This is a genomic window from Luteibacter sp. GL_149 (assembly GCF_057834065.1).
Map to the genome: position 1 here is coordinate 2617612 of NZ_CM174395.1, position 19553 is coordinate 2637164.

Annotated in this window: 21 protein-coding genes; 11 read left to right on the forward strand and 10 right to left on the reverse strand. The window is 61.8% G+C overall.

Features of this window, described 5'->3' with window-relative positions; translation table 11 throughout:
* The first annotated feature begins 26 nt into the window (after window positions 1-26).
* Window positions 27-815, forward strand: a complete 789-nt coding sequence (locus AC3IR3_RS11465; RefSeq protein WP_489192207.1) for a 2OG-Fe dioxygenase family protein — start codon at window positions 27-29, stop codon at window positions 813-815.
* On the opposite strand, the gene AC3IR3_RS11470 is transcribed toward AC3IR3_RS11465, so the two are convergent.
* A complete protein-coding gene (locus AC3IR3_RS11470) occupies window positions 793-1278 on the reverse strand; it encodes a YidH family protein (RefSeq protein ID WP_489192209.1) in 486 nt (161 codons plus the stop codon). The genes AC3IR3_RS11465 and AC3IR3_RS11470 overlap by 23 nt on opposite strands.
* Window positions 1279-1322: 44 nt before the next feature.
* Complete coding sequence (locus AC3IR3_RS11475) at window positions 1323-2513, reverse strand: BamA/TamA family outer membrane protein (RefSeq protein WP_489192211.1); 1191 nt, start codon at window positions 2511-2513, stop codon at window positions 1323-1325.
* Between the two features lie 157 nt (window positions 2514-2670).
* On the opposite strand from AC3IR3_RS11475, the gene AC3IR3_RS11480 reads away from it, so the two are divergent.
* Complete coding sequence (locus tag AC3IR3_RS11480) at window positions 2671-2901, forward strand: hypothetical protein (protein WP_489192213.1); 231 nt, start codon at window positions 2671-2673, stop codon at window positions 2899-2901.
* A complete protein-coding gene (locus AC3IR3_RS11485; RefSeq protein ID WP_489192215.1) occupies window positions 2898-3893 on the forward strand; it encodes an HAD family hydrolase in 996 nt (331 codons plus the stop codon). The genes AC3IR3_RS11480 and AC3IR3_RS11485 overlap by 4 nt, the downstream gene beginning before the upstream one ends.
* Window positions 3894-3971: 78 nt before the next feature.
* Here the strand turns inward: AC3IR3_RS11485 and AC3IR3_RS11490 are convergent, their stop codons facing one another.
* From AC3IR3_RS11490 to AC3IR3_RS11505, 4 genes are read right to left on the reverse strand one after another with little or no spacing between them, the layout of a single operon-like run.
* Window positions 3972-4208: a hypothetical protein gene (locus AC3IR3_RS11490; RefSeq protein ID WP_489192217.1), complete on the reverse strand. Its 237-nt coding sequence runs from the start codon at window positions 4206-4208 to the stop codon at window positions 3972-3974.
* A gap of 11 nt (window positions 4209-4219) precedes the next feature.
* The gene (locus AC3IR3_RS11495) at window positions 4220-4660 is read right to left on the reverse strand and encodes a hypothetical protein (protein WP_489192219.1); all 441 of its coding nucleotides are present in this window, start codon (window positions 4658-4660) and stop codon (window positions 4220-4222) included.
* Window positions 4661-4679: 19 nt separating this feature from the next.
* Window positions 4680-5579 (reverse strand): DUF2950 domain-containing protein, encoded by a 900-nt coding sequence (locus AC3IR3_RS11500; RefSeq protein ID WP_489192221.1) that lies wholly within the window; start codon window positions 5577-5579, stop codon window positions 4680-4682.
* Between the two features lie 9 nt (window positions 5580-5588).
* The gene (locus tag AC3IR3_RS11505; RefSeq protein WP_489192223.1) at window positions 5589-6842 is read right to left on the reverse strand and encodes a DUF3300 domain-containing protein; all 1254 of its coding nucleotides are present in this window, start codon (window positions 6840-6842) and stop codon (window positions 5589-5591) included.
* Between the two features lie 196 nt (window positions 6843-7038).
* Here AC3IR3_RS11505 and AC3IR3_RS11510 point away from each other — a divergent pair, with 196 nt between their 5' ends.
* Window positions 7039-8211, forward strand: a complete 1173-nt coding sequence (locus AC3IR3_RS11510) for a hypothetical protein (RefSeq protein ID WP_489192225.1) — start codon at window positions 7039-7041, stop codon at window positions 8209-8211.
* A 4-nt stretch (window positions 8212-8215) separates the two neighbouring features.
* On the opposite strand, the gene AC3IR3_RS11515 is transcribed toward AC3IR3_RS11510, so the two are convergent.
* From AC3IR3_RS11515 to AC3IR3_RS11530, 4 genes are all read right to left on the reverse strand, one after another.
* The gene (locus AC3IR3_RS11515) at window positions 8216-8521 is read right to left on the reverse strand and encodes a hypothetical protein (protein WP_489192226.1); all 306 of its coding nucleotides are present in this window, start codon (window positions 8519-8521) and stop codon (window positions 8216-8218) included.
* An 81-nt stretch (window positions 8522-8602) separates the two neighbouring features.
* Window positions 8603-10432 (reverse strand): FAD-binding oxidoreductase, encoded by a 1830-nt coding sequence (locus AC3IR3_RS11520; protein WP_489192228.1) that lies wholly within the window; start codon window positions 10430-10432, stop codon window positions 8603-8605.
* Window positions 10433-10550: 118 nt separating this feature from the next.
* A complete protein-coding gene (locus AC3IR3_RS11525) occupies window positions 10551-11312 on the reverse strand; it encodes a LytR/AlgR family response regulator transcription factor (RefSeq protein WP_489192229.1) in 762 nt (253 codons plus the stop codon).
* The gene (locus AC3IR3_RS11530; RefSeq protein ID WP_489192230.1) at window positions 11309-12436 is read right to left on the reverse strand and encodes a sensor histidine kinase; all 1128 of its coding nucleotides are present in this window, start codon (window positions 12434-12436) and stop codon (window positions 11309-11311) included. Before AC3IR3_RS11530 ends, AC3IR3_RS11525 begins: the two co-directional genes overlap by 4 nt.
* A 116-nt stretch (window positions 12437-12552) precedes the next feature.
* On the opposite strand from AC3IR3_RS11530, the gene AC3IR3_RS11535 reads away from it, so the two are divergent.
* From AC3IR3_RS11535 to AC3IR3_RS11565, 7 genes are all read left to right on the forward strand, one after another.
* Complete coding sequence (locus AC3IR3_RS11535) at window positions 12553-13275, forward strand: HAD family hydrolase (protein WP_489192231.1); 723 nt, start codon at window positions 12553-12555, stop codon at window positions 13273-13275.
* Between the two features lie 50 nt (window positions 13276-13325).
* On the forward strand, window positions 13326-14483 hold the full coding sequence (locus AC3IR3_RS11540; RefSeq protein WP_489192232.1) for a GGDEF domain-containing protein: 1158 nt from the start codon (window positions 13326-13328) through the stop codon (window positions 14481-14483).
* Window positions 14484-14556: 73 nt separating this feature from the next.
* Window positions 14557-15057: a RidA family protein gene (locus AC3IR3_RS11545; protein ID WP_489192234.1), complete on the forward strand. Its 501-nt coding sequence runs from the start codon at window positions 14557-14559 to the stop codon at window positions 15055-15057.
* Window positions 15058-15303: 246 nt separating this feature from the next.
* On the forward strand, window positions 15304-16431 hold the full coding sequence (locus AC3IR3_RS11550) for a TrbL/VirB6 family protein (protein WP_489192236.1): 1128 nt from the start codon (window positions 15304-15306) through the stop codon (window positions 16429-16431).
* Window positions 16428-16949, forward strand: a complete 522-nt coding sequence (locus tag AC3IR3_RS11555; protein WP_489192238.1) for a DUF4189 domain-containing protein — start codon at window positions 16428-16430, stop codon at window positions 16947-16949. The genes AC3IR3_RS11550 and AC3IR3_RS11555 overlap by 4 nt, the downstream gene beginning before the upstream one ends.
* Window positions 16946-17548 carry a hypothetical protein gene (locus tag AC3IR3_RS11560; RefSeq protein WP_489192240.1) on the forward strand — a complete coding sequence of 201 codons (603 nt, stop codon included), beginning with the start codon at window positions 16946-16948 and terminating at the stop codon, window positions 17546-17548. Before AC3IR3_RS11555 ends, AC3IR3_RS11560 begins: the two co-directional genes overlap by 4 nt.
* Entirely contained in the window at window positions 17545-19539 is a 1995-nt protein-coding gene (locus tag AC3IR3_RS11565) for a Tle-like phospholipase domain-containing protein (protein ID WP_489192242.1), read from the forward strand. Before AC3IR3_RS11560 ends, AC3IR3_RS11565 begins: the two co-directional genes overlap by 4 nt.
* Window positions 19540-19553: the final 14 nt, after the last annotated feature.

Consider the following 19553-nt stretch of genomic DNA (forward strand, 5'->3'; position numbering starts at 1 on the left):
ACGAAACAACGCTCTATAATCGGCGAATGACTACGCTCTCCGCCCCGGCTGTCCCGGCGCTGCTCGACCTGCTACGTAATGACGGGTATGCCTTCGTTACCCACAATGCGATGCGTCCGCTGCTCGACAGGGCAAGCGGACTGAACGACTGGAACGAATTCGCGGCAAGCTGGAACGACCTGGCACCCGATGCCTACCTCGCCGCGCATGGACGCTATCGCCGGCGCAGGCATGCCACGTTCTCGGCCGTACCGGGTGGTCCCGTCACTCCGGAACCGCATCAGGCGCATTACCAGGCGCTGAAATACAACACGCTGCAAGGCGATATCGAGCGCTGGTTCGAACCCGTGCTGTCCACCATCGCGGCAAGCGCGAGCATGCGGTCGATTCTCCGGTTCTGTCACGATTTCTTCGGGGCCCTCGCGCCCGATGTACCGCGCTGGCACATCGAGGTACACCAGTTCCGCATCGAGGCGAATGCACAGACTGCCGGCGAGCCGACACCCGAAGGCAGTCATCGCGACGGCGTCGACTACGTGCTGGTACTACTGGTCGACCGGCACAACATCGCCAGCGGCACCACGACGATCCACGCCCCGGATGGCCGGTTGCTCGGCGACTTCACCCTGACCCGACCGCTGGACTGCGCATTGATCGACGATCCCCGCGTATTCCACGGCGTCACGCCAGTAACCCCGCTCGATGCCTCCGAGCCAGCCCACCGCGACGTTCTGGTCGTCACCTTCAGAGCAGCACCTCCGGTGAGGAAGATGTCAGATCCGGCGATGCCGATCAGGAGAAGGGACCAATCTTGAAGATCATGCTCGCGATCGCCATCAGGCCCAGCGCAAGCATCATTGTCGCGACGATGAGGGTCAGCGACACGGGATAAGGGCTATCGCCGTGGACCAGTCCACCGCGCACCATCGACGTACGCTCCTGACGTAGCACGCCCATGTACCGCAAGTGATAGACGATGCCGAGAAACAGCATGACGATGCCCAACGCCACCAGCGCAATGCCGAAGTTCCGCGGTGCATGGCTTCCTGGCGCAAGAACCGCCGAATCGCGCAGGTGAGCGAAGAACTGCGAGATGGTGAAGCCGAAGCTGATCAGTGAAATGGATGTGCGCATCACCGACATCAGCGTCCGGTCGGTACTCATGCGCGTGCGCTGGAACGACATGCCGGTGCGCCGCGCCGACAGCTCCACAGAGGCATCGTGGCGACCGTCGATGGTAGCCGCCGGCACCATGTCATAGACGTATGAATCGCTCATCGCTTGAATCCTCGCCTCGTTATTGATCGTACCGGTCGTGCGCGCTATCGCCAGGCGCTGCCGACCTGGATGTAATACGCGTGATCGCCCTGACTCCACGCCCAGTCCACACCCACGTACATGCCCAGCAGGCGCGCCACCAGATAACGCACGCCAACACCTTTCGATGTTTCCGTGGACGCATCGCCAAAATTCGTCTTGCGACCCCACGAACGGCCCGCGCCACCGAATGCAAGCGCGGCCCAGCGCGACGTCATGTTCCAGCGCAGCTCGGCTTCCAGCATCGCAACCGACCTGTCCTGATAGCGTCCGTACGAGACACCGCGAAGATCGACCGATGGCAGTTGGTAAAACGGCACATTGCCACGCACGGTGCGATAGTCGACGCGAGCACCAAGCACCCAGGACTTGCCCAGCGGAAAATAGGCCAGCGTATGTGCGCGATAAGCCTGATAGGCGGTATCGCTGCCGATACCGGGCGCATAGAACGTCCCCTCTACCATCGACAACCAGCCTTTCGACGGCGTGAGCGAGTTGTCCCGCGTGTCGTATTCGAGAACGGCGCCCAGACCCGACGAGCGCTTGGCGAATTCCTTGGGGGTGAAGAACTGCCGGTCGCTCTCGATGTTCAGTTTGCTGTCCAGGTCGATGTAGAGCCAGCGCGCGGACAGATACATCGGCGTATTACCGAGGCGACGGGAAACCTGCTGGAACGAAAAAATCCCGTCGAGGTTGTAGCCGATCTTATGCGGCGCAAGGAACTGGCCCTGCGTATAGAAGTCCAGATTGACGGACGCTTTGCCGACCGCCCCCTTATAGCGCCAGCGATCGTCCGCGAAATGAAACTCGCCGGCCAGCGCATAACCAAAGGTCCCGTTCTCCGTCTTCAATCCGCCGAAACCATAGATATTCGGCGGAATCCGTTCGCCCTTCGCTTTCGATTCCTCAGACTGTTTCGCCGGCTGAAAGAACACTACGCCGACGCCGCCGCCATTGCCGACAGCCGGCTCGGTCACGATGATCGGAACCAGCAGCGCGCCCTTGTGCTGCAGCAACCAGCGGGACATGTCGAAGTATCCGTCCTTCTGGTCGTGGACCATGCTCCACCACGATTCCTTCGCCGGTTTGGTCGCGGCGGCCGTTGCGGGATCGCCGCCCCACGCGGATGCGACGCATGTCGCCGACGCCAGTCCAAGGATCAGCACGAGACACACCGCGGTCATTCGTAGGGACATGGGGAAATCCGGCAGCCGCATCACGCGCCGATGCCCCGACATCTTCCGGCGCGCGCACGGATGTCGACAGCGCAAATCCCACCCATCGATCCCCGTAGTTCTACTGGTCCGCTTTTACGACCAACTACGCTTGGGCAACGTCTCGCGCATACGCATCATGGTGCTCCACGACACGGAATCGGGCGAAGGGACGGAAGCGATGTACTGCTATCGCATCGAAAGACGCCATTACTTCGCCCTGGCGGGCACCGTCGTCTTCGTCCTGCTTGCCCCCTATACCACCCACCGCATCGTGCACGCAGCACGTGGTGCGGATCGAACGCTGCCTGTCCAGCCGGCCCATTCGACATCCATCGGCGACGCGCTATCCCACGGAGCAAAAAAATGACACGCAGGCAAGTTTCCTTTGCATTCTTCGCATACGCATGGACGGTGGCGGCTCTCGCCGCCGACCCGCTTCCCTCATGGAAGGATACCGCTACCAAACAGGCCATCGTCGCCTTTGTCGACAAAGTTACGCTGCAAGGCGGCAGCAACTTCGTACCCACCGAACAACGCATCGCCGTATTCGACATGGATGGCACGCTGATCACCGAAAAGCCCGTACCCGCCGCTGCATTGCCGATCGTCGGCGACATCAAACGCGCGGTAGGACGCCGTCCCGAACTGAAGAAGAAACCCGCCATCGCCGCTTTGCTGCGCGCCGATCTGGCCGGCGTAGCAGCCACGGGCGAAGCGGGACAGGCGGATATCGTCGCCGCCGCCATCGATAACCGCACTGAGGAGGAAGTCGCGGCCGACATGGCCCGCGTCCAGTCGAGCGCAAAGAATCCACGCTACGGCAAACCCTATACCGAGTTGACCTATGTCCCTATGATCGAACTGCTTACCTATCTTCGGGCGAACGGTTTTCAGACCTGGATATCCAGCGGCACGCCTGTCGCGTATACGCGTGGATTGTCCGCCGCACAGTTCGGCATCCCGCCCCAACAGGTGATCGGCAGCAGTCTGAAAACGAAATTCTCCGAACGCGACGGTCGCAGCGTGCTCGTCTACACAGGCGAGGTCGACCATGTAAACGACAAGGAAGGCAAACCACCCGGCATCAACCTGGCTATCGGCGCGCGACCGATCTTCGTCGGCGGTAACGTCGGCAACTCGGGCGATATCGCAATGATGCGTTATTCGAAAGATCGGCAGGGGCCGTCGTTCCAGCTACTCATCAATCACGACGACGGTACACGCGAGTTCGCATACGCGGAGAAAGACGGCTATTCGTTGAGTTCGGCAAAGCACTATGGTTTCAACGTCGTGAGCATGCGCGACGACTGGGCAACGATTTTTTCGACATTGCCGGAAGCGAAAACGCCGGGCCAGTGAAGCCCGATATCTTCGAAATACTATCCGCCGAAGGATTGCGCTCCGTCGCTACCGGAGGTGGCGATAGCTTCCCCGCACTTAACGGCGATGCTTTGCCGGCTCGCCACGAAGCGCACGCAACGCGTCGCGAACCGCTGCCGCCGCCTCGTCTTCGGCAGCCTCCGCGTAGCTGTGTTTCACGGTGCCCTGGATACGTCGGACCTCGTTCCCCGAGCTGTCGCGAATGACTGCGTCGGCGGTAAAACACGTTGCTTCGATCGTGTCCTCGTGAGGTACGCAATGGATCTCGAAGGTATAGTCGGGCGTAGTGTGCATGTCCGTCCTCACTACTTATCGCGCTCGATCACGAAGCCACCCACGCTGACGCCCATGCCGAAACCTTCCCCGGCACCGTGCAGCGCAAGCGACACCGTGCCCTTCGTCAACACCTGAACGTCGCCGCTCTTTGGCAACCCCGCGCTGGCATCGGCTTGTGCATACGTGCCAAGGACGTCGTCGATACTCACGAGGTCGGTGAAGTCGCCGATGCCATCCGTGACCTTCGATTTGCCGACGGTGAGGCCGCCGCCGTTGGCGTGAATCGATACCTTTAGCGTCTGGCCGTCCTTGCAGGTCACCACGCCCTTTCCGCTGGCATGCTTATAGATAAGCGACCACGACGAAAGATCGAAATGCATCGTGCAATCCAGGCCGGCGGCAAAGACTGGCGCGGCGCTTGTCGCGGCCATCGCGAAGATGGCGCAAATCATGGGCATGCAGCGATTCATGGCGTGTTCCTTCCTGGGTTCATGGAGAGGCGGGCACTTCGGTCCAGCTCGAATCCGGATCGAAACGCTTGATCGACGTCGCGGCTTTGTCGCTCGTGGGCCCGAGATCCTTCTGGAAAACCTGGCCATCGTGACTGACCATGAACGTCATGACGCCGGTTTCTCCATATCGCACCGGCCATGCGACCAGCGCAAATCCGTTGATCATCCGTTTGCCGCTCATGTAGTCGTACGCACCCCCGGGCGCCGAAGGGCCTTGCGCCGTCAGGATGCGGAAGTGGTAGCCGAGATAGCCGTCGCCATCTGGCGGCGTAGCGAAGTACGGTCCCAACGGACTTTCCGGTTCGCCCTTGACCGATGCCCAGTACAGTCCGTCGTGCTTCCCCGCCGTACTCAGTAGTTTCTGCGCGTACTCGGGAGCGCCGTCGCCGTTGCGGTCCGTCGTGGCGTAATCGCGTTGCGCGTCGTAACAGGCAAGCAGTGCCTGAATCACCGACAGCTCGTTGTGACCGATCTGTCGCGCGACGATCTCGTCGTGCCCTGCCCGGGTATCGAACGACCATCCCGATGCGCCATGCACCAGCGGAATCGGCAACGTCCAGCCTTCCTTGCCTACCGACAGATGGCTGACGCCTTTTGCGTCGTCGATACGATGCGCCTGTGCGTAATCGTCGACGAAAGCGTCGACATCGTCGCGATCCACGCCTTCTACCGGTATGTAGTCGTGCCAGTTGGCTCCGAATACATGCGCGAGTGCGCCTTTGTCGCCACTCTTCAACGCCTGCACCAGTGCTTCTGCGGCTGCGTCCGCGGTGGGATAGCTCGCCGCTGCCGCAGCGGCCCATGCTGGCCACTGGAACGCAAGGAGTATCGCCGCCGCCAGCACCCGCACGTCCCGCTTCGCATTGCTTCGATTCATCGCACGCTCCTATCGGCCACGAAAACCGCCGCCGCGCGCGGGGACGGGACGATTGATCTGACGAGCCGCGCCTGCGTCGGGCCGAGGAGCCGAGGCATTCCTCATGCTGTTCTGGCCGCGCTGGATCTGCTCGGGGGTGCTGCCCGGCGTTCTTACACCGGAAAACGCATTGGCTTGCGGCGTCTGTCGAGCCGTTCCGCCATTCGGCCGCGACGCCGCGCGATCGCCCGCGGCATTGCGGGTCCCCTGCCCCTCGCCCGGACGCCGCGCCGATGCGGCCGCGCCGTTGTTCGTGCGGCTATCGAAGCTCTGCATGGCACGTTGGCGACTGGCGTCGCGCGACGCGTCGTGGCCGCGGAAATCCTGACGCTGCTGCGCGCCGGCCACACCCTGGCCGAACTGCTGCCGGCTGTGCGGATCCCGATATGGCGTACCGCGGCGATTCGCCGGATTGTGATTCCAGTTGACGTTGCCGTTACCGGAAATCCGGTGATTCACATTGATGTTGTTGTAGCGATTGACGTTGATATTGACGTCGTGATGACCCCAGTCGAATCCGCCCCACAGCGAATCGGCGATAGCGATACCCGCGCCGAAGGCCAGCCCGGCAGCCAGGCCGGTAGCGACGGGATGGTAGTAACCGGGCGGCGGTGGCCAGTAGGTCGGCGGATATGTGGGATAAGCCCACGTTCCATAAACCACGGTTGGGTTGTAGCTGGGGACGTAGACGATCTGCGGATTGGCCGGTTCGATCTGGATGATCGTGGTCTGCGGCGTCGACTGCTGCACGACGACCTTCTGCTGTTCGTTCGACTTCAGGTTGCCCGCTTTCTGCGCCTGCGCACGCAACCGCTGCACGGAAGCCATCACGTCGTCGGGCTGGGCCAGGAACGCATCGCCGATATTCTGCACCCAGTCCGGATGCGCACTCATCTGCGCCAGCACTTGGGGAAACGCAACGAGCGACTGGACGCTCGGGTCCCATGACTGCGACGCCACCTGTTTGACGGCAGCGTCGCCCTTCGCGTCCGGATGCGACTTCGACCACGCCGCCGCGTCGGCCACGTCGCCCGGATAGGTCGATGCCATCAATATCTGGGACAGCAATGCGTCCGGGTATAAGGCCACCGGCGCGACGAACTGATCGAGCTGTTCGTTTTTGAAGATTTTCTGCGCATCCTGGGCCGCGACACCCGTCCCGAACGCGAGAAGCATCATCGCGCACACCCACGCCAGCACCCGCCACCTCGTTATGGTCTTCACGTGCGCAAGCCCTCCAGTCCGGTCACGCGATGAGATTCGCCCGACGGGCGCCAGGCGGATAGCGCAGTTGTGCGCAATCCGTCTCCGCAAAAGTACTTATGCGGGTACATCTACCGGGCAGCCTTAGGTAAGAGTTCGGTTCGGACGTGTGCGTCGAGGTCGTAGGCTGCGGCGATGGGGCACACGGGGACGTTCGATGCACACTGGAATCCTCTTTGCCGAAGCGATGCACGTGGACATGCTGCGGCGCATGCGGCTGATCCGCAGCGAAGATCGCGTCGAGGCGTGGAAGCGCATGGGCATCGTCGTGGCCGTCGGCTGGTTGCCCATGGCCATACTCGCGGCCGTACAAGGCGGCCTTCACGGCGGCATGCATGACCATGGGGACCATTTCGGGTTCTTCACGGACATCGCCGTGCATGCCCGCTTCCTGCTGGCCGCCCCGTTGTTTATCGCATCGGAGTACATCGTTCTTCCGCGGCTGGAATCCATCGGCCGGCATTTCCGGGAGTCGTCGCTGATACCCCCTTCGCAGATGGAAACGTTCGATGTGCTCGCGGCCGATACGAAGCGCCTGAGCGCCGGCGTATGGCCATCGCTGTTCCTGCTCGCCTTCGTGTACATACTGGTTTTCGCACTGGCGGCCGTCGTACCCTCCGACGTCATGCCAGCATGGCAGCGCTCGGCAGACCGGCAGGGACTTTCGCTGCCTGGCTGGTGGCATTTGCTGGTGGCGCTTCCGATGATGCTGGGCCTGATCTTCGCGTGGCTCTGGCGCCTGCTGATCTGGGTGAGATTTCTCTGGCGACTGTCGCGCATGGGACTCTGCCTCGTCGCGGCTCATCCCGATCACGCCGCCGGCCTGCAGTTCCTCGCCTTCTCGCCGCGCATCTTCGCGCCTGTGGCATTTGCGATGAGCGTCGTCGTGGCGGGCACGCTGGCGAACAAGGTGCTTCTCCTCGGCGCGTCCCCCATCGGCCACGAGATGACTCCGGCCATCACGGCGGCGGTCATGCTCCTGGTTTTCGCCAGTCCGCCGCTCGTGTTCAGCCGCGCACTTCTCGTCACCTGGCGGAACGGCGTGTTCCTTTACGGCGAGCTTGCCTCCCGCATGGGCCAGACCTTCGAATCGCAATGGCTGACTTCGCAGATGACGGTCGACACATCCAGCCTGGAACGTCCCGACTTCTCGTCGACGACGGATCTTTATGGGATCGTCGGCAATGTCTACGACATGCGCCTCATGCTGTTCGACTATCAGGGACTGGCTGCGCTGGCGATCAGCGGACTCCTGCCGTTCGTTCCGGTCTGGTTGAGCGCCATACCCATGTCGACGATCGTCCACCATCTGGTGGACGCGCTCTTCTGATCGCTTATTGCTCGATGACGAGCGTGGTCTTGCTATCGCGCTTGATCAGGCCGGGACCGAACTGTGTCACGAGACCGTCTTTCAGGATCACGGTGTAGTCGGACGAGGAAAACGAGAAGCGGCTGCGATGGCGGTTAAGGTAGCTCATCACTTCGAACCCGATCACCGTGCGGACGGCGTCGGGACGGCCCAGCCTGTCGACAACCTCTTCGCGAGGGGTACCGACGTCGAGCTTCGCGATTTTGGTGCCCATACCCTGGCAGCCGGCAAGCGCGACGGTCAACGCAAGCGTTCCCAAGAACCGTTTCATCGTAACCCCTCAAGACGTCCGGACTAACCATGGAACCTCATGGTGTCCGATGGTACCGCAAGATTTCGCTCGCGCTACCGGCTACGTCGTACGGGTGAACCCATCGGCGCTCCAGCCCTCGCTTCCGACACCATGGTGAACGAAGAAAAGACCCTCGGGATCGTACTTGTGCTTCGCCGCTGCCAGCCTCGAATAGTTCGTGCCCCAGAAAGCCGACTGCCAGGACGCCTGAAAATAGTCGCTCTCCGATACGTACGCTCCCGCATCCGGCACGACTTTCCGCAACGCCTCCGCTGCCGCACCGACGTGCTTCGCATCGTCCCGTGCCTTGGCGATATCGACCGTGGCGCCGGGCATGCCCGGATACGCCGGCGAGCCGCTACTGCCGATGATGGCCAGCGCGAAAGCTTCAAGCATGGCGGGATTCGTGGCCGTATCGCGCGACCTGGCAATCGCATCGTCGCCTCCCCCGGCCAGCCCTTTGTTGAAATGCAGCTCGACATCCCATTTCCCCGCCGCGGCAAACAACGCATCGACGAGCTCGGACTGCCGGTCCTTGCGTAACAGGCTCGCCGGCATCCAGATCGACTGATAGGCATGAATGAACCAGCCGACCTGTCCCTGGTCCCCTTTCCAGAGCACGCGATTGCGCGGTGCTTCCGGCCTGTCGTCGGCGACCATCAGGCCCGGTGCGTGCTCGCGGAAAAATTCGGCGTCCCAGAAATGCCGGGCGGGCAGCACCAGCACCTTCAATGAATCGACGAAGGAATATTCCTTATGCTCATTCACCCAGTCGATGAGGGGTTGCCATGTTTTCTGCGCCTGGGCTTTATCCAGCCCCTGGAAAACCATCGAAACACGCAGGACACGGTCGCCGCGCAAGGACATTTGCTCTCCCCAGTGCGGATTGAACAGACTGGCCTGATAGAACTCGATCGCTTTGGCGATCAATGCCCGGTAAGCCGTATCCGACGATGCCTGGATCGCCCCGAATACCGCTCCGAAAAATTCGGGCAACGCGTGCGTACGCAGCGTGAGCCGCGTGACCACACCCAGACTGCCGCCGCCTCCACCTTTGATAGCCCAGAACAGTTCCGGGTTCGTGCACGCATTGGCCGTGCGGACGACGCCATCGGCGGTGACGACTTCGGCCTCGATCAACCCGGCCGCCGCCGTGCCGAACTGCTTGGAAAAACTGCCGAAGCCGCCGCTCTGTACCAGCCCCGCGACGCCGACCGTCGTGCATCCGCCTCCTTGCACATAGCGATTTCCCTGGGTCGTCACCGCATCGTAGGCGTCGATCCACATCGCTCCCGCGCCGACAGTCACAGCCGGCTGCGGTGCGGTGCCCACGCAGCCCTGCGCGACGAAAGCATCGTGCGACGTCACGGTATTCATCGCCCGCGTCCACACCAGTAGCGAATCGGGCGCATCCGAGGTTCCCTGATAACTATGGCCGCCGCCCTTCACGACCAGACGCAGATGGTGTTCGCGGGCGAAGTTCACCGCGGCAGCGACATCGGATGCGTTCCTTGCCGCAACGGCATAGGCGCTCGGCTGCGAAAGCCACGCATCCGCCCAGCCGCTGGTCTGGGTGAGCGCGGGCTGATCGCCGATATAAAACGGATTCTTGATGTGCTGGAGCGCTTCGTTGCACGAGGCACCCGATCCATCGGTACCGCAATGCGCGAATGGCGACTCCAGTTTTAGCAGATGGCCGTCCGTGACCCGGTTCAGTCGATCCCATTGCGCCACCGACGGCCAGCCCGCATCCCCCGGCCGGACGCGCGAACGAAGCATGCCTGCCGCGCCACGCGCCGCCGCCGCGCATATGGAAACCAGTCCGCCGGGTAAGACCGCAAGCAGCAGCGGTGTCGCCATCGCGGCTTTGAGAAGGTCACGTCGTTTCATAGGGGGTCCGTTGCCTCTGCGAAGATGCCAGCGCGATCATGCGCTCACGCGGCGCGCGGCGGCGCGCAAACAGGGACGAACCTCCCCAGCGCGGGGACGAAACGCGCGGCGACCGCGGTCAGACCCGCATCAGCAGGCTCGACGGGACCTGATCCACGTAACGCCGCGTCCAGGTCAGCCGGCTGCCGTCGTCGAGGACCAGCCGGTACTCGCCCCCCGGCCACGGCGCGACTTCTTTTATCGTCGCAAGGCGGACCAGCGTGGAACGATTCACCCGGACGAACTTCGCCGGGTCCAGTCTGGCCTGCATACGTTCCACAGTGCCGCGTAAACGGTAACGCCCGCGATCGGCGTGGATCACCAGATAATTGCGATCCGCCTCGATATGGCCGATGCCATCGACCGGCAGCAACCCGGCACGACCGTCCGCTTCGACGAGCAGGTGTTCGGCGAAGTGAACGGGCGCGGGCAGTGCGTTCAGCAACCGGTCGATCCGGCCGCCCATATCGGCGCGCGGCGTCAGGCGTTCCTGAAGCCGATGCACCAGACGGTCGAAACGTTCGGGGCTCACCGGCTTCAAAAGATAATCGAAGGCATGCACCTCGAAAGCCTGCAGCGCATAGTCGCCATGCGCCGTGACGAAAACGATTTCCGCCGGCAGCGGCTCGCCGAGCGCCTGAAGCAGCTCGAAGCCATCCATGTCCGGCATGCCTATGTCGAGGAAGACCACGTCCGGCCGATGCGTCGCGATCGCAGCGAGTGCTTCGCTGCCGCTGCCCGCTTCGCCCACGACGACGACCTCGTCCACGGTATCGAGGTAACGCCGCAGCTTTGCCCGCGCGGGCGCCTCGTCGTCCACAAGTACAACCCGCAGCGTCACGGCGCACGGGCCATGGACAACGGCAACCAGATCCGCACCTGCATCCCGCCCCCTTCGGCAGGCGCCAGTTCCACACCCGTCGCCTCGCCATACAGGTGATTCAATCTGGCCCGGACGTTGCCCAGACCGATACCGTGTCCCCGATGGCGCGGCGAACCATCGCCGTTGTCCCGCACCAGGAACTCGATGTATTCCTCCCGTCCGGCGATACGAATATCGATGCGACGCCCCGCGCCACCGCCGTGCTCCACCGCATTTTCCACCAGCGGCTGCAATAACAGGAACGGCACGCTCGACGCGGCAAGCCCCGGTGCGACATGCATACGCACATCCAGACGATCGCCGAATCGCGCGCGCTGGATGTCCAGATAAAGCTCCAGCAGGCGAAGTTCGTCGCCAAGCGCATGCTGTTGCGCGGACGTTTTCAGCGTCGCCCGAAGCAGTTCGCCGATGCGGGCAAGCATCTCGTCCGCGACGCGGGGATGCTCGTACATGGACGCCGAAACGGCGTTCAACGCATTGAACAGGAAGTGCGGGTTCAACTGGAGTCGCAATGCTTCGAGACGCGCATCGGCAAGCGCCGTTTCGAGCTGCGCCGCACGCAGTTCGCGAGTGCGACTGGCGCGATAGTGGTCCAGAAGCCAGGTGATGTAGACGATCAGGACATAGACCACCACATCGCTGCCGAACTCCATGGCATAGCGCCAGGGCATCGAACCGTAGTCGTACGAACCCAGTCCGATCAGCGGAAAGATCAGGCTACGCGATCCCCAGATCACGCTGGTATGCAGCACGGAAAAGGCCAGAAGCGACGCAAAATGCCACGCGTATCGGCGCGGCCACGGGTTGCGGTCACGGATCCAGCGCGCCGCAACTACCACGGGAAGAACCAGCAGGCCCGCGCTGAAGGTCCCGGTCAACTCCTCGCCAAGGCGTTGCCAGAAGCGTCCAGGCAGGCGGTTGGCTATCTCGTTGAGGTAAAAATGGAATGCGTGAAGCGTGCCGATAGCCGTCAGGATCGCCAGCCATACGAGCGGCCGACGCCAGGCGTAAAAGCGTGACGGGCGACCGGACGAAGAGGCTTCCGCGACAAGCGTACCGAGCGGGTTAACAGGCAGGTCCATTCACGCATCCTGCAATCGAATGGTCCGGTCGACAATCCCCGGACAGCCCGGTCCACGAAGAAACCGGCCTGGCGCGCTATCCTTTGCCCTCCCCAGCAGGCCGCAGATGGATCGCCATGTCCGGATTTTCTTTCGATGCCGTGCTTTTCGATTGTGACGGCGTACTCGTCGATTCGGAGGCCATCACGGCTCGCGTGCTTGCCGACATGCTCGGCGAACTCGGCTGGCAGGTCAGCCTCGAAGAAACGATGCGCATTTTCATCGGCAAGGCGGTAAAGGACGAGGCGGCGACCATCCTGGCCCATACGGGCTTTTCGATCACGCCGGAATGGCTGGCGCAGTTCTGGGTGCGCCGCAACGTGGCGCTGGAACGCGATCTCGAAGCCATTCCCGGAGCGGTGTCGACCGTACGCACCTTGCACCGGCAGCTTGCCGGTCGCATCGCCGTCGCCTCCGGTGCCGACAGGCGCAAGGTCGAGCTGCAACTGGCCAAGGTCGGCATCCTCGACTGCTTCGAGGGCAGGATTTTCAGCGGGCATGAAACGCCACGCAGCAAACCGCACCCCGACGTCTATCTGGCTGCCGCCAGTGCGCTGGGCGTGGACCCGAAGCGCTGCGCGATCGTCGAGGACACCGTGACGGGCGCCACGGCCGGCGTCGCGGCCGGCGCCACCGTATTCGGCTACAGCCCGGGAGGCCCCGGACACAGTGGGGCCGATGCTCTGCGTGAGGTCGGCGTCGCCTGTGTGTTCGACAGCATGGAGCACCTGCCCGCCCTGCTTGCCGACTGGACCTCGTCCTGCGAGACGGATTCGCGTCAGCGCAAAGATCCGGCGTGAAGACGCCTTTTACGCCGTAATATGGTCCCCGGGGGAACACAGGGGGCGCGATGGGAACGGCCGGTCATCTCGACGTCTATACGCTGGGCATCATCGGCCTGGCGGTAGGCGTCACTATCTCGCTTAGTTTCACCCTGCTCAGCATGGTGCTGCGAGGCATGCTCGCGCTGCACATATGGGCCGTGTCGTTCTGGTTGCTCACGCTTGCCGGACTGGCGCAGGGCTACGATGAGAACACGACGTTCCTGTCGACGATTATCGGCAGCGTGCTTATCGCCGCGGCCAACGGCCTCATGCTCATGGGCATTGCCTATCACATCGGCTATCCGCTGAAGACGCGGTGGCCGGTGGCCGTGATTGCGCTCTTCCTTGCCATACAGGTCGCGTTTCTCATCGATCCGCCGGCGCAACAAGTGGAAGCCACGGTGTTCGGCCTCAAGAGCATCGTCTGGGATGCATGGATGGTCTGGCTGCTTCTCCGGCGCGCGCCGCCGGAGCTGCGAATCAGTTGTGCGTTCACCGCGCTTATTTTTATCGTGGACACCTTCTTCTACATCGCCCGGGCGGGTGCATCGATCTATCCGGACATCGAATCGCACGTCGTGCTGGCCACCCTGCTCACGACGTCCAATTATCTGTTCGGTATCCTTTGTACGTTCCTGTTGAGCACGGGCTTCACGCTGATGCTCGCGCAGCGGCTCACCCACGACCTGCGACGCGCCGCCGATACCGACGGACTGACCGGCCTGCTGAATCGCGCCGCCGTGGTCAGCGAAGGGTCGCGGCTGATTGCCGACTGTCGCAACCGCGGACGCGCAAGCGCCGTACTGATGTTCGACCTGGATAATTTCAAAGCGGTGAACGATCAGTGGGGGCACGCGGCGGGCGATGAAGTGCTGAAGCATTTCGTCCATGTCATCCGTGCCGCGGGAGTGCCCGGCAATGCCTTGTTCTCACGCTACGGCGGCGAGGAATTCCTGCTCGTCGTGCCGGAGATCGGCAGCGAACACGCGATCGAACTAGCCGAACTCATGCGTTCGCGCGTCGCTGGCGAGCCTGCCCTGTTCTCGCGGCAGGCTATTCCCTTTACCACCAGCGTGGGTGTATCCGCATCGCCGAGTCCGGAGCTGAATTCGTTGATCGAATCCGCGGACGCGGCGCTGTATCGCGCAAAGCACGCGGGACGCAATCGGGTGACGGCGGCATAGACGGGTCCTGGAACGACGCAATATCCCGGGAATAAAGGTACCCTGCCCCGATCTGTCAGCCCGGGAGCGTGCCATGTCTTGCCGTTCGATCGTGTCGTTCTTCTGTGCCTTTACGATGCTCATGTTCGCCACGACCGCCTTCGCGAAAGAAGCCGCACCGGCGTCACCCGTGAACGGCGTTCGCTTCATCAATCCGCCCACCCTTTCCGCACCGACCGGGTACACGCACGTCGTGGAAGTGCCTGCTGCGGGTAAGACGCTTTATATCTCTGGCCAGGTGGCATTCAACGCGAAGGGCGAGCTTGTCGGTCCCAACGATTTCGCGGCACAGGCCGAACAGGTTTTCGCGAATCTCGACGCCGCCCTCAAGTCGGCCAACGCCACCTATGCCAATGTCGTCCGCCTGACCATTTACGTTACCGACGTGAGCCAGCTGAAGTCTCTGCGTGCGGCGCGCGACAAGTACGTCGACCTCAGGCATCCACCGGCAAGCACGCTTGTCGAGGTCAGCAAGCTGTCGCGGGACGGACTCCTTCTGGAGATCGAGGCGATCGCCGTCGTGCCGGCGCCCTAGGCCTGTTCTGACAAAGTTCTCGAATTGGGAACGAGCAATTAATTACTCGCGTTTTTTCAGATTCGTCTCGTAGCTCCGGGACACCGCCCTGACGACACTCCCCGCTTACCTCACCGCAAGCTGGCCGATCGCCTACTTGCGGTGAGTACGTGTATCCGCTTTGAAGGCCGTGCCGGGGCTGTAAGTCTGGACAATCACATTCAAGGACGCGTGCCGGACAGCGCACGCGGAAGCTAGGGGAACGGCATGGACGCACTAACGGAAGGGTTCACTGGGTTTCTCGGACCGATGGGAGCCATCGCCTTCGCCGATCCGGCGAACCTGGGCGATTTCCTGTTCTTCGAACTGATCTACAACTACCTGAACCACCAGATCGCCACGACCGGCATGGACCTGATGCGCCGGACCATGACCTGGGCCAGCAGCGTTGCCCTGGTCCTGACCACTCTGTGGGTCATGCTCCTTGGCTACCGCCTGACCACCGGCCAGCTCCGCGAACCCGTCGCCCATGTCGTCGAGCGGATGGCGCGCACGGCCTTCATCGTCGTCACCGCCACGACCATGGGGATGTTCGGCGAAAACCTGCACGAATTCCTGACCGTCGATGTGGGCAAGGAAATCAACTACCTGGTCACGGGCGATTACGAGGAATCCTCCAAAGCCATCGACGAAAATCTTGCCTATACCCAGGTCGCGCTTGCGGCTATCGACGCGGTGCAGGTCCCCCAGGGCGACGACGAAAACCGCGAGCAGAAAGCCCACGCCATGCTCTTCGCCGGGTTCGGTACAGCGAGCCCGCCCATGGCGGCTGGCGCGATGCTTCTCCTCTATCAGTTCACCCTCGCGCTCTTTATCGGGCTGGGGCCGTTATTCATCCTCTGCCTGATCTTCGATCAGACCAAAGACCTGTTCCGTAAGTGGCTGATGTACGGCATCGGCACCCTGTTCTCCATGGCGGTACTGAACATGGTCAGCGCCATGGTGCTGAGTCTGTCGTTGCGTGTCGCCACCGCCATGTGGGGATCGAAGTTCGTCAACGATGCCATCTATGGTTCGGACCCCGAAGGTCTGTCCAGTCAGGCGCTGCAACAAGGCGGCCTCGGTCTTCTGTTGACCGTATTGATCGTTTCCGTTCCACCGCTGGCGGCAGCGTTCTTTCAGGGCACGGCCGGCCATTTCCTGTCGTATTCCGCGCTCGATCCGAAAAACCGGCCCGGGCCGCAGGGGCAGCCGGCGGGGTCGTATACGCCGCCGCAAGCGAGCACTGGCTCTGCTCAGGCAACGACGAATCCCGGAGCTTTTAATCACCCCTTGGCAACGACGCGCCCTACGGGATCAACACACGCTGACGTCATCAAAAGGTTGGATGAATGAAATCATTACTTTTAGGGACGAAAATCGCGACGCTGCTTTGCTTTTTCCTTGGCGCGATATGCGTCAGCGGGTCGATAAAGGCGGAGGGAGGATGCGCGCCAGGGTCCTACCCCATGCCAGCGCCGTCAGGACAAGGAATCGTCGGGTGCGCACCGATTCCGGGTTATGGCGCTGGACCCGCTACACCGCCCGCACCGCGATGGGTCTCACGATGGGGCGCCATTGCCACCGATACGACGACGGCCAGTCTGGGTTCTGTCACGGGCGAATCCAGCAAAGAGCGCGCCATCCAAGGGGCTCTTGCGCATTGCGCAATGAACGGCGGAACCAAGTGCGAGCTTGGTATGGCATATGACAACGAATGTGCGGCGATGATCCTCGGTGAAAAGGAACTAAGTATCAGTGCCGAAGCGACATTGGATAAGGCCATCGATTCAGGACTTTCGCGTTGCAAAGCAATCGATACCAATTGCCGCATCTTCCACACCGCATGCAGCTTCCCCGAGCAAATTCCATGAGAACGATGCTGCTCAAATCGCTCGCCATTGCGCTGCTCGTCTATTTCGTCGCTTACGACATTTTCAATCCAAAACCAGACGTCAAGAAAAATCCAAGCCCGAAGATACGTTATGAGGTCACCGTAGCGATTGACGGCGCGCCCGGCCCGTTCGATGAAGTTAGGGGATTCGCGCAATACGACGTAAGCAACGATTCCTGCATTCCCGTTACTGGTGGCCCGATGAATCCATTGCGCATTCCTCCAAGTTCGGAGCACATCGATATTGCTTTCTCTAAAGGCGCAGACAACCTCTATCGAGGCAGTACATATCTCGACGGCATGATCGATGAAGACTACTTCGACCTCGGCGTATGCAAATGGTCCCTGACGGCTGTCTCGATCCTGGCGAAGGTCAATAATCTAACGCTTGATGCAGGAATTTGGCGTGCCGAGTTCTTGTCTCAAAAAAAGGAAACAACCTACTTTAATCTGAATAACTACAAAAATAGTCAGAAGGAACTAGCGCCATTTGGCGTATCTGATCTCTCCCTAGTCCCGTCTGAACTCCAAAATGAATTCTTTCCGGTCACGATATCGGCCAAGGAGGCTATTGAATGAAAACCACCACACGTGAGCATGCGGTTCTAAGCAAGGATAGCTACAAGAACTATCAGGTTGACGAGGTCGACCCGAGCAAGAATAGACATCTGATTGACAACGTTAACTACGAAGTGATTGCCACAACACGGGGCCACTTGACAGGCTACCAAGGTACGGCATATCGCAACAAAACAACGAGCAAGGTCATCATCGCCCATCGCGGCACCGAAACGTCGATGAAGGGCGTGGCTCTGGATGCTCTAGTTGATCTGGGTATGATCGTCACAGGCCATAACGCCCAGCTGGACGAAGCCCGTGCATTCACGAACCTTGTACTGAACAAAGCCAAGGAGAAGGAAGGTCCGCTCTTCGACCGCGCCAACATCACCGTCACCGGCCACTCTCTCGGTGGTGCTCTTGCCGAAGCCACCGCCTACGAATTCGGCCTGCGCGGCGAGACCTTCAACGGTTACGGTGCCGTCGATCTCCAGCACGGCATTCCCGAAGGCGGCGATCAGGTCATCAACCATGTGCGGGTCACCGACGTGGTCAGCGCGGCCAGTCGGCACTTCGGCTCCGTGCGCTACTACGCGACCGACAGCGATATCCAGCGACTGACCGATGCGGGGTATCACGACCACGCGACCGCAACGAGTCTCCGCAATCCGTTCACCCCGATCAGCTTCGCCGCGCACACGATCACCCACTTCGCACCCGACGCGCCGGACGCCGCCCTCTCGGACCTGTCCGAGGCCAACGAACAAAACGCACGCGATCACGCACGCGCCATCGGCCTGTTCCGGGCCGATATCCATGCCCTGCGCGGAAACACGGTCTCGTCGCTTTGGGAAGCCGCTCATAAGGCACAGACCCTGCATGGCATGGTCGGCAAAGTGACGTCGGACCTGTGGAAGGGCGACGTCGACGGGGCCATGCACACCGTCGAGACGATCAGGCAGCGTGGCGGCATGGTACTTGGACAAACACAGGCCACCGTCACCCAAACGATGGGGTTAAGTGCCTCGTTGGCCGAACATGCCTACCAGCGCACCACGGACACCATCGGGCACAGCCTCGATACCGCGCATCGCGCCATGCTCCACACCGTATCGGCGATCGGGCACCGCGTCGAACACGCCGCCGACACGGTCGCCAAATCCGCCAGCGAAGGGGCGCAGTACCTCGGTCGCGAGGTGTCGCAAGGTGTCGATGTGGCCCAGCAGGCCGCGCAGCGCACGACTCATGTGGTCGCCGAGCAGGTGGACCGGGGTGTCGAGGCGACGGTTCACGGCGCGCAGTACGTTGGCCGCGAGATCGCGCACGGCGTCGAAGTCACCCGCGACGCGATACAGCGTACCGCTGACGTTGCCGTGCAGCAGGCCGACCGTACCGTCGAGAAGACGTGGAACGATGCCCGCCATCTGGGCCATGAACTCGGTAAAGGTATCGACGTGGCCCAGCACGCCGTGCAGCGCGGCGCGCAACACCTTGGCCGCGAGGTCACTCAGGGTATCGACATGGCGCAGCAGGGCGTCCATCGCGCCGCCCATGCCGTGGCGGAGCGGGTCGACCACGGGCTCGATGCCACAATCCATGGCGCGCAATACGTAGGGCGCGAAGTCACGCAAGGCATCGATAGGGCCCAACAAGGCGTACATCGTATGACTCAGTCCGTGATGGATCATCGCCATGGCGATGCGCCGGACATTGGTGAACGGCGAGAACAGGATCACAGCTCCGCGCCTACCGCCACCGCACCCGAGTCCTTTATCGACCGCATGTATGCCGCTTTTGAAAGCGGTAATGAATGGGCCATTCAAGAGAGTCTTCAGGAAGCGGTCAACTCGCAGGTAGGGCGCGACCTTCGGGCAAGTATCCAGGCGCAGGTCGCCGCGGACGAGCTGGCGCGCATGCAGGAGCAGATCATCCGCGAGCAGGCCATGGAGTTACAGAAGCAGATGGACATGCAGATGCAGATGCGTCAGCGCGGTCCAGTGCTCAGTCGTTGAGTAAACAAGGAGGT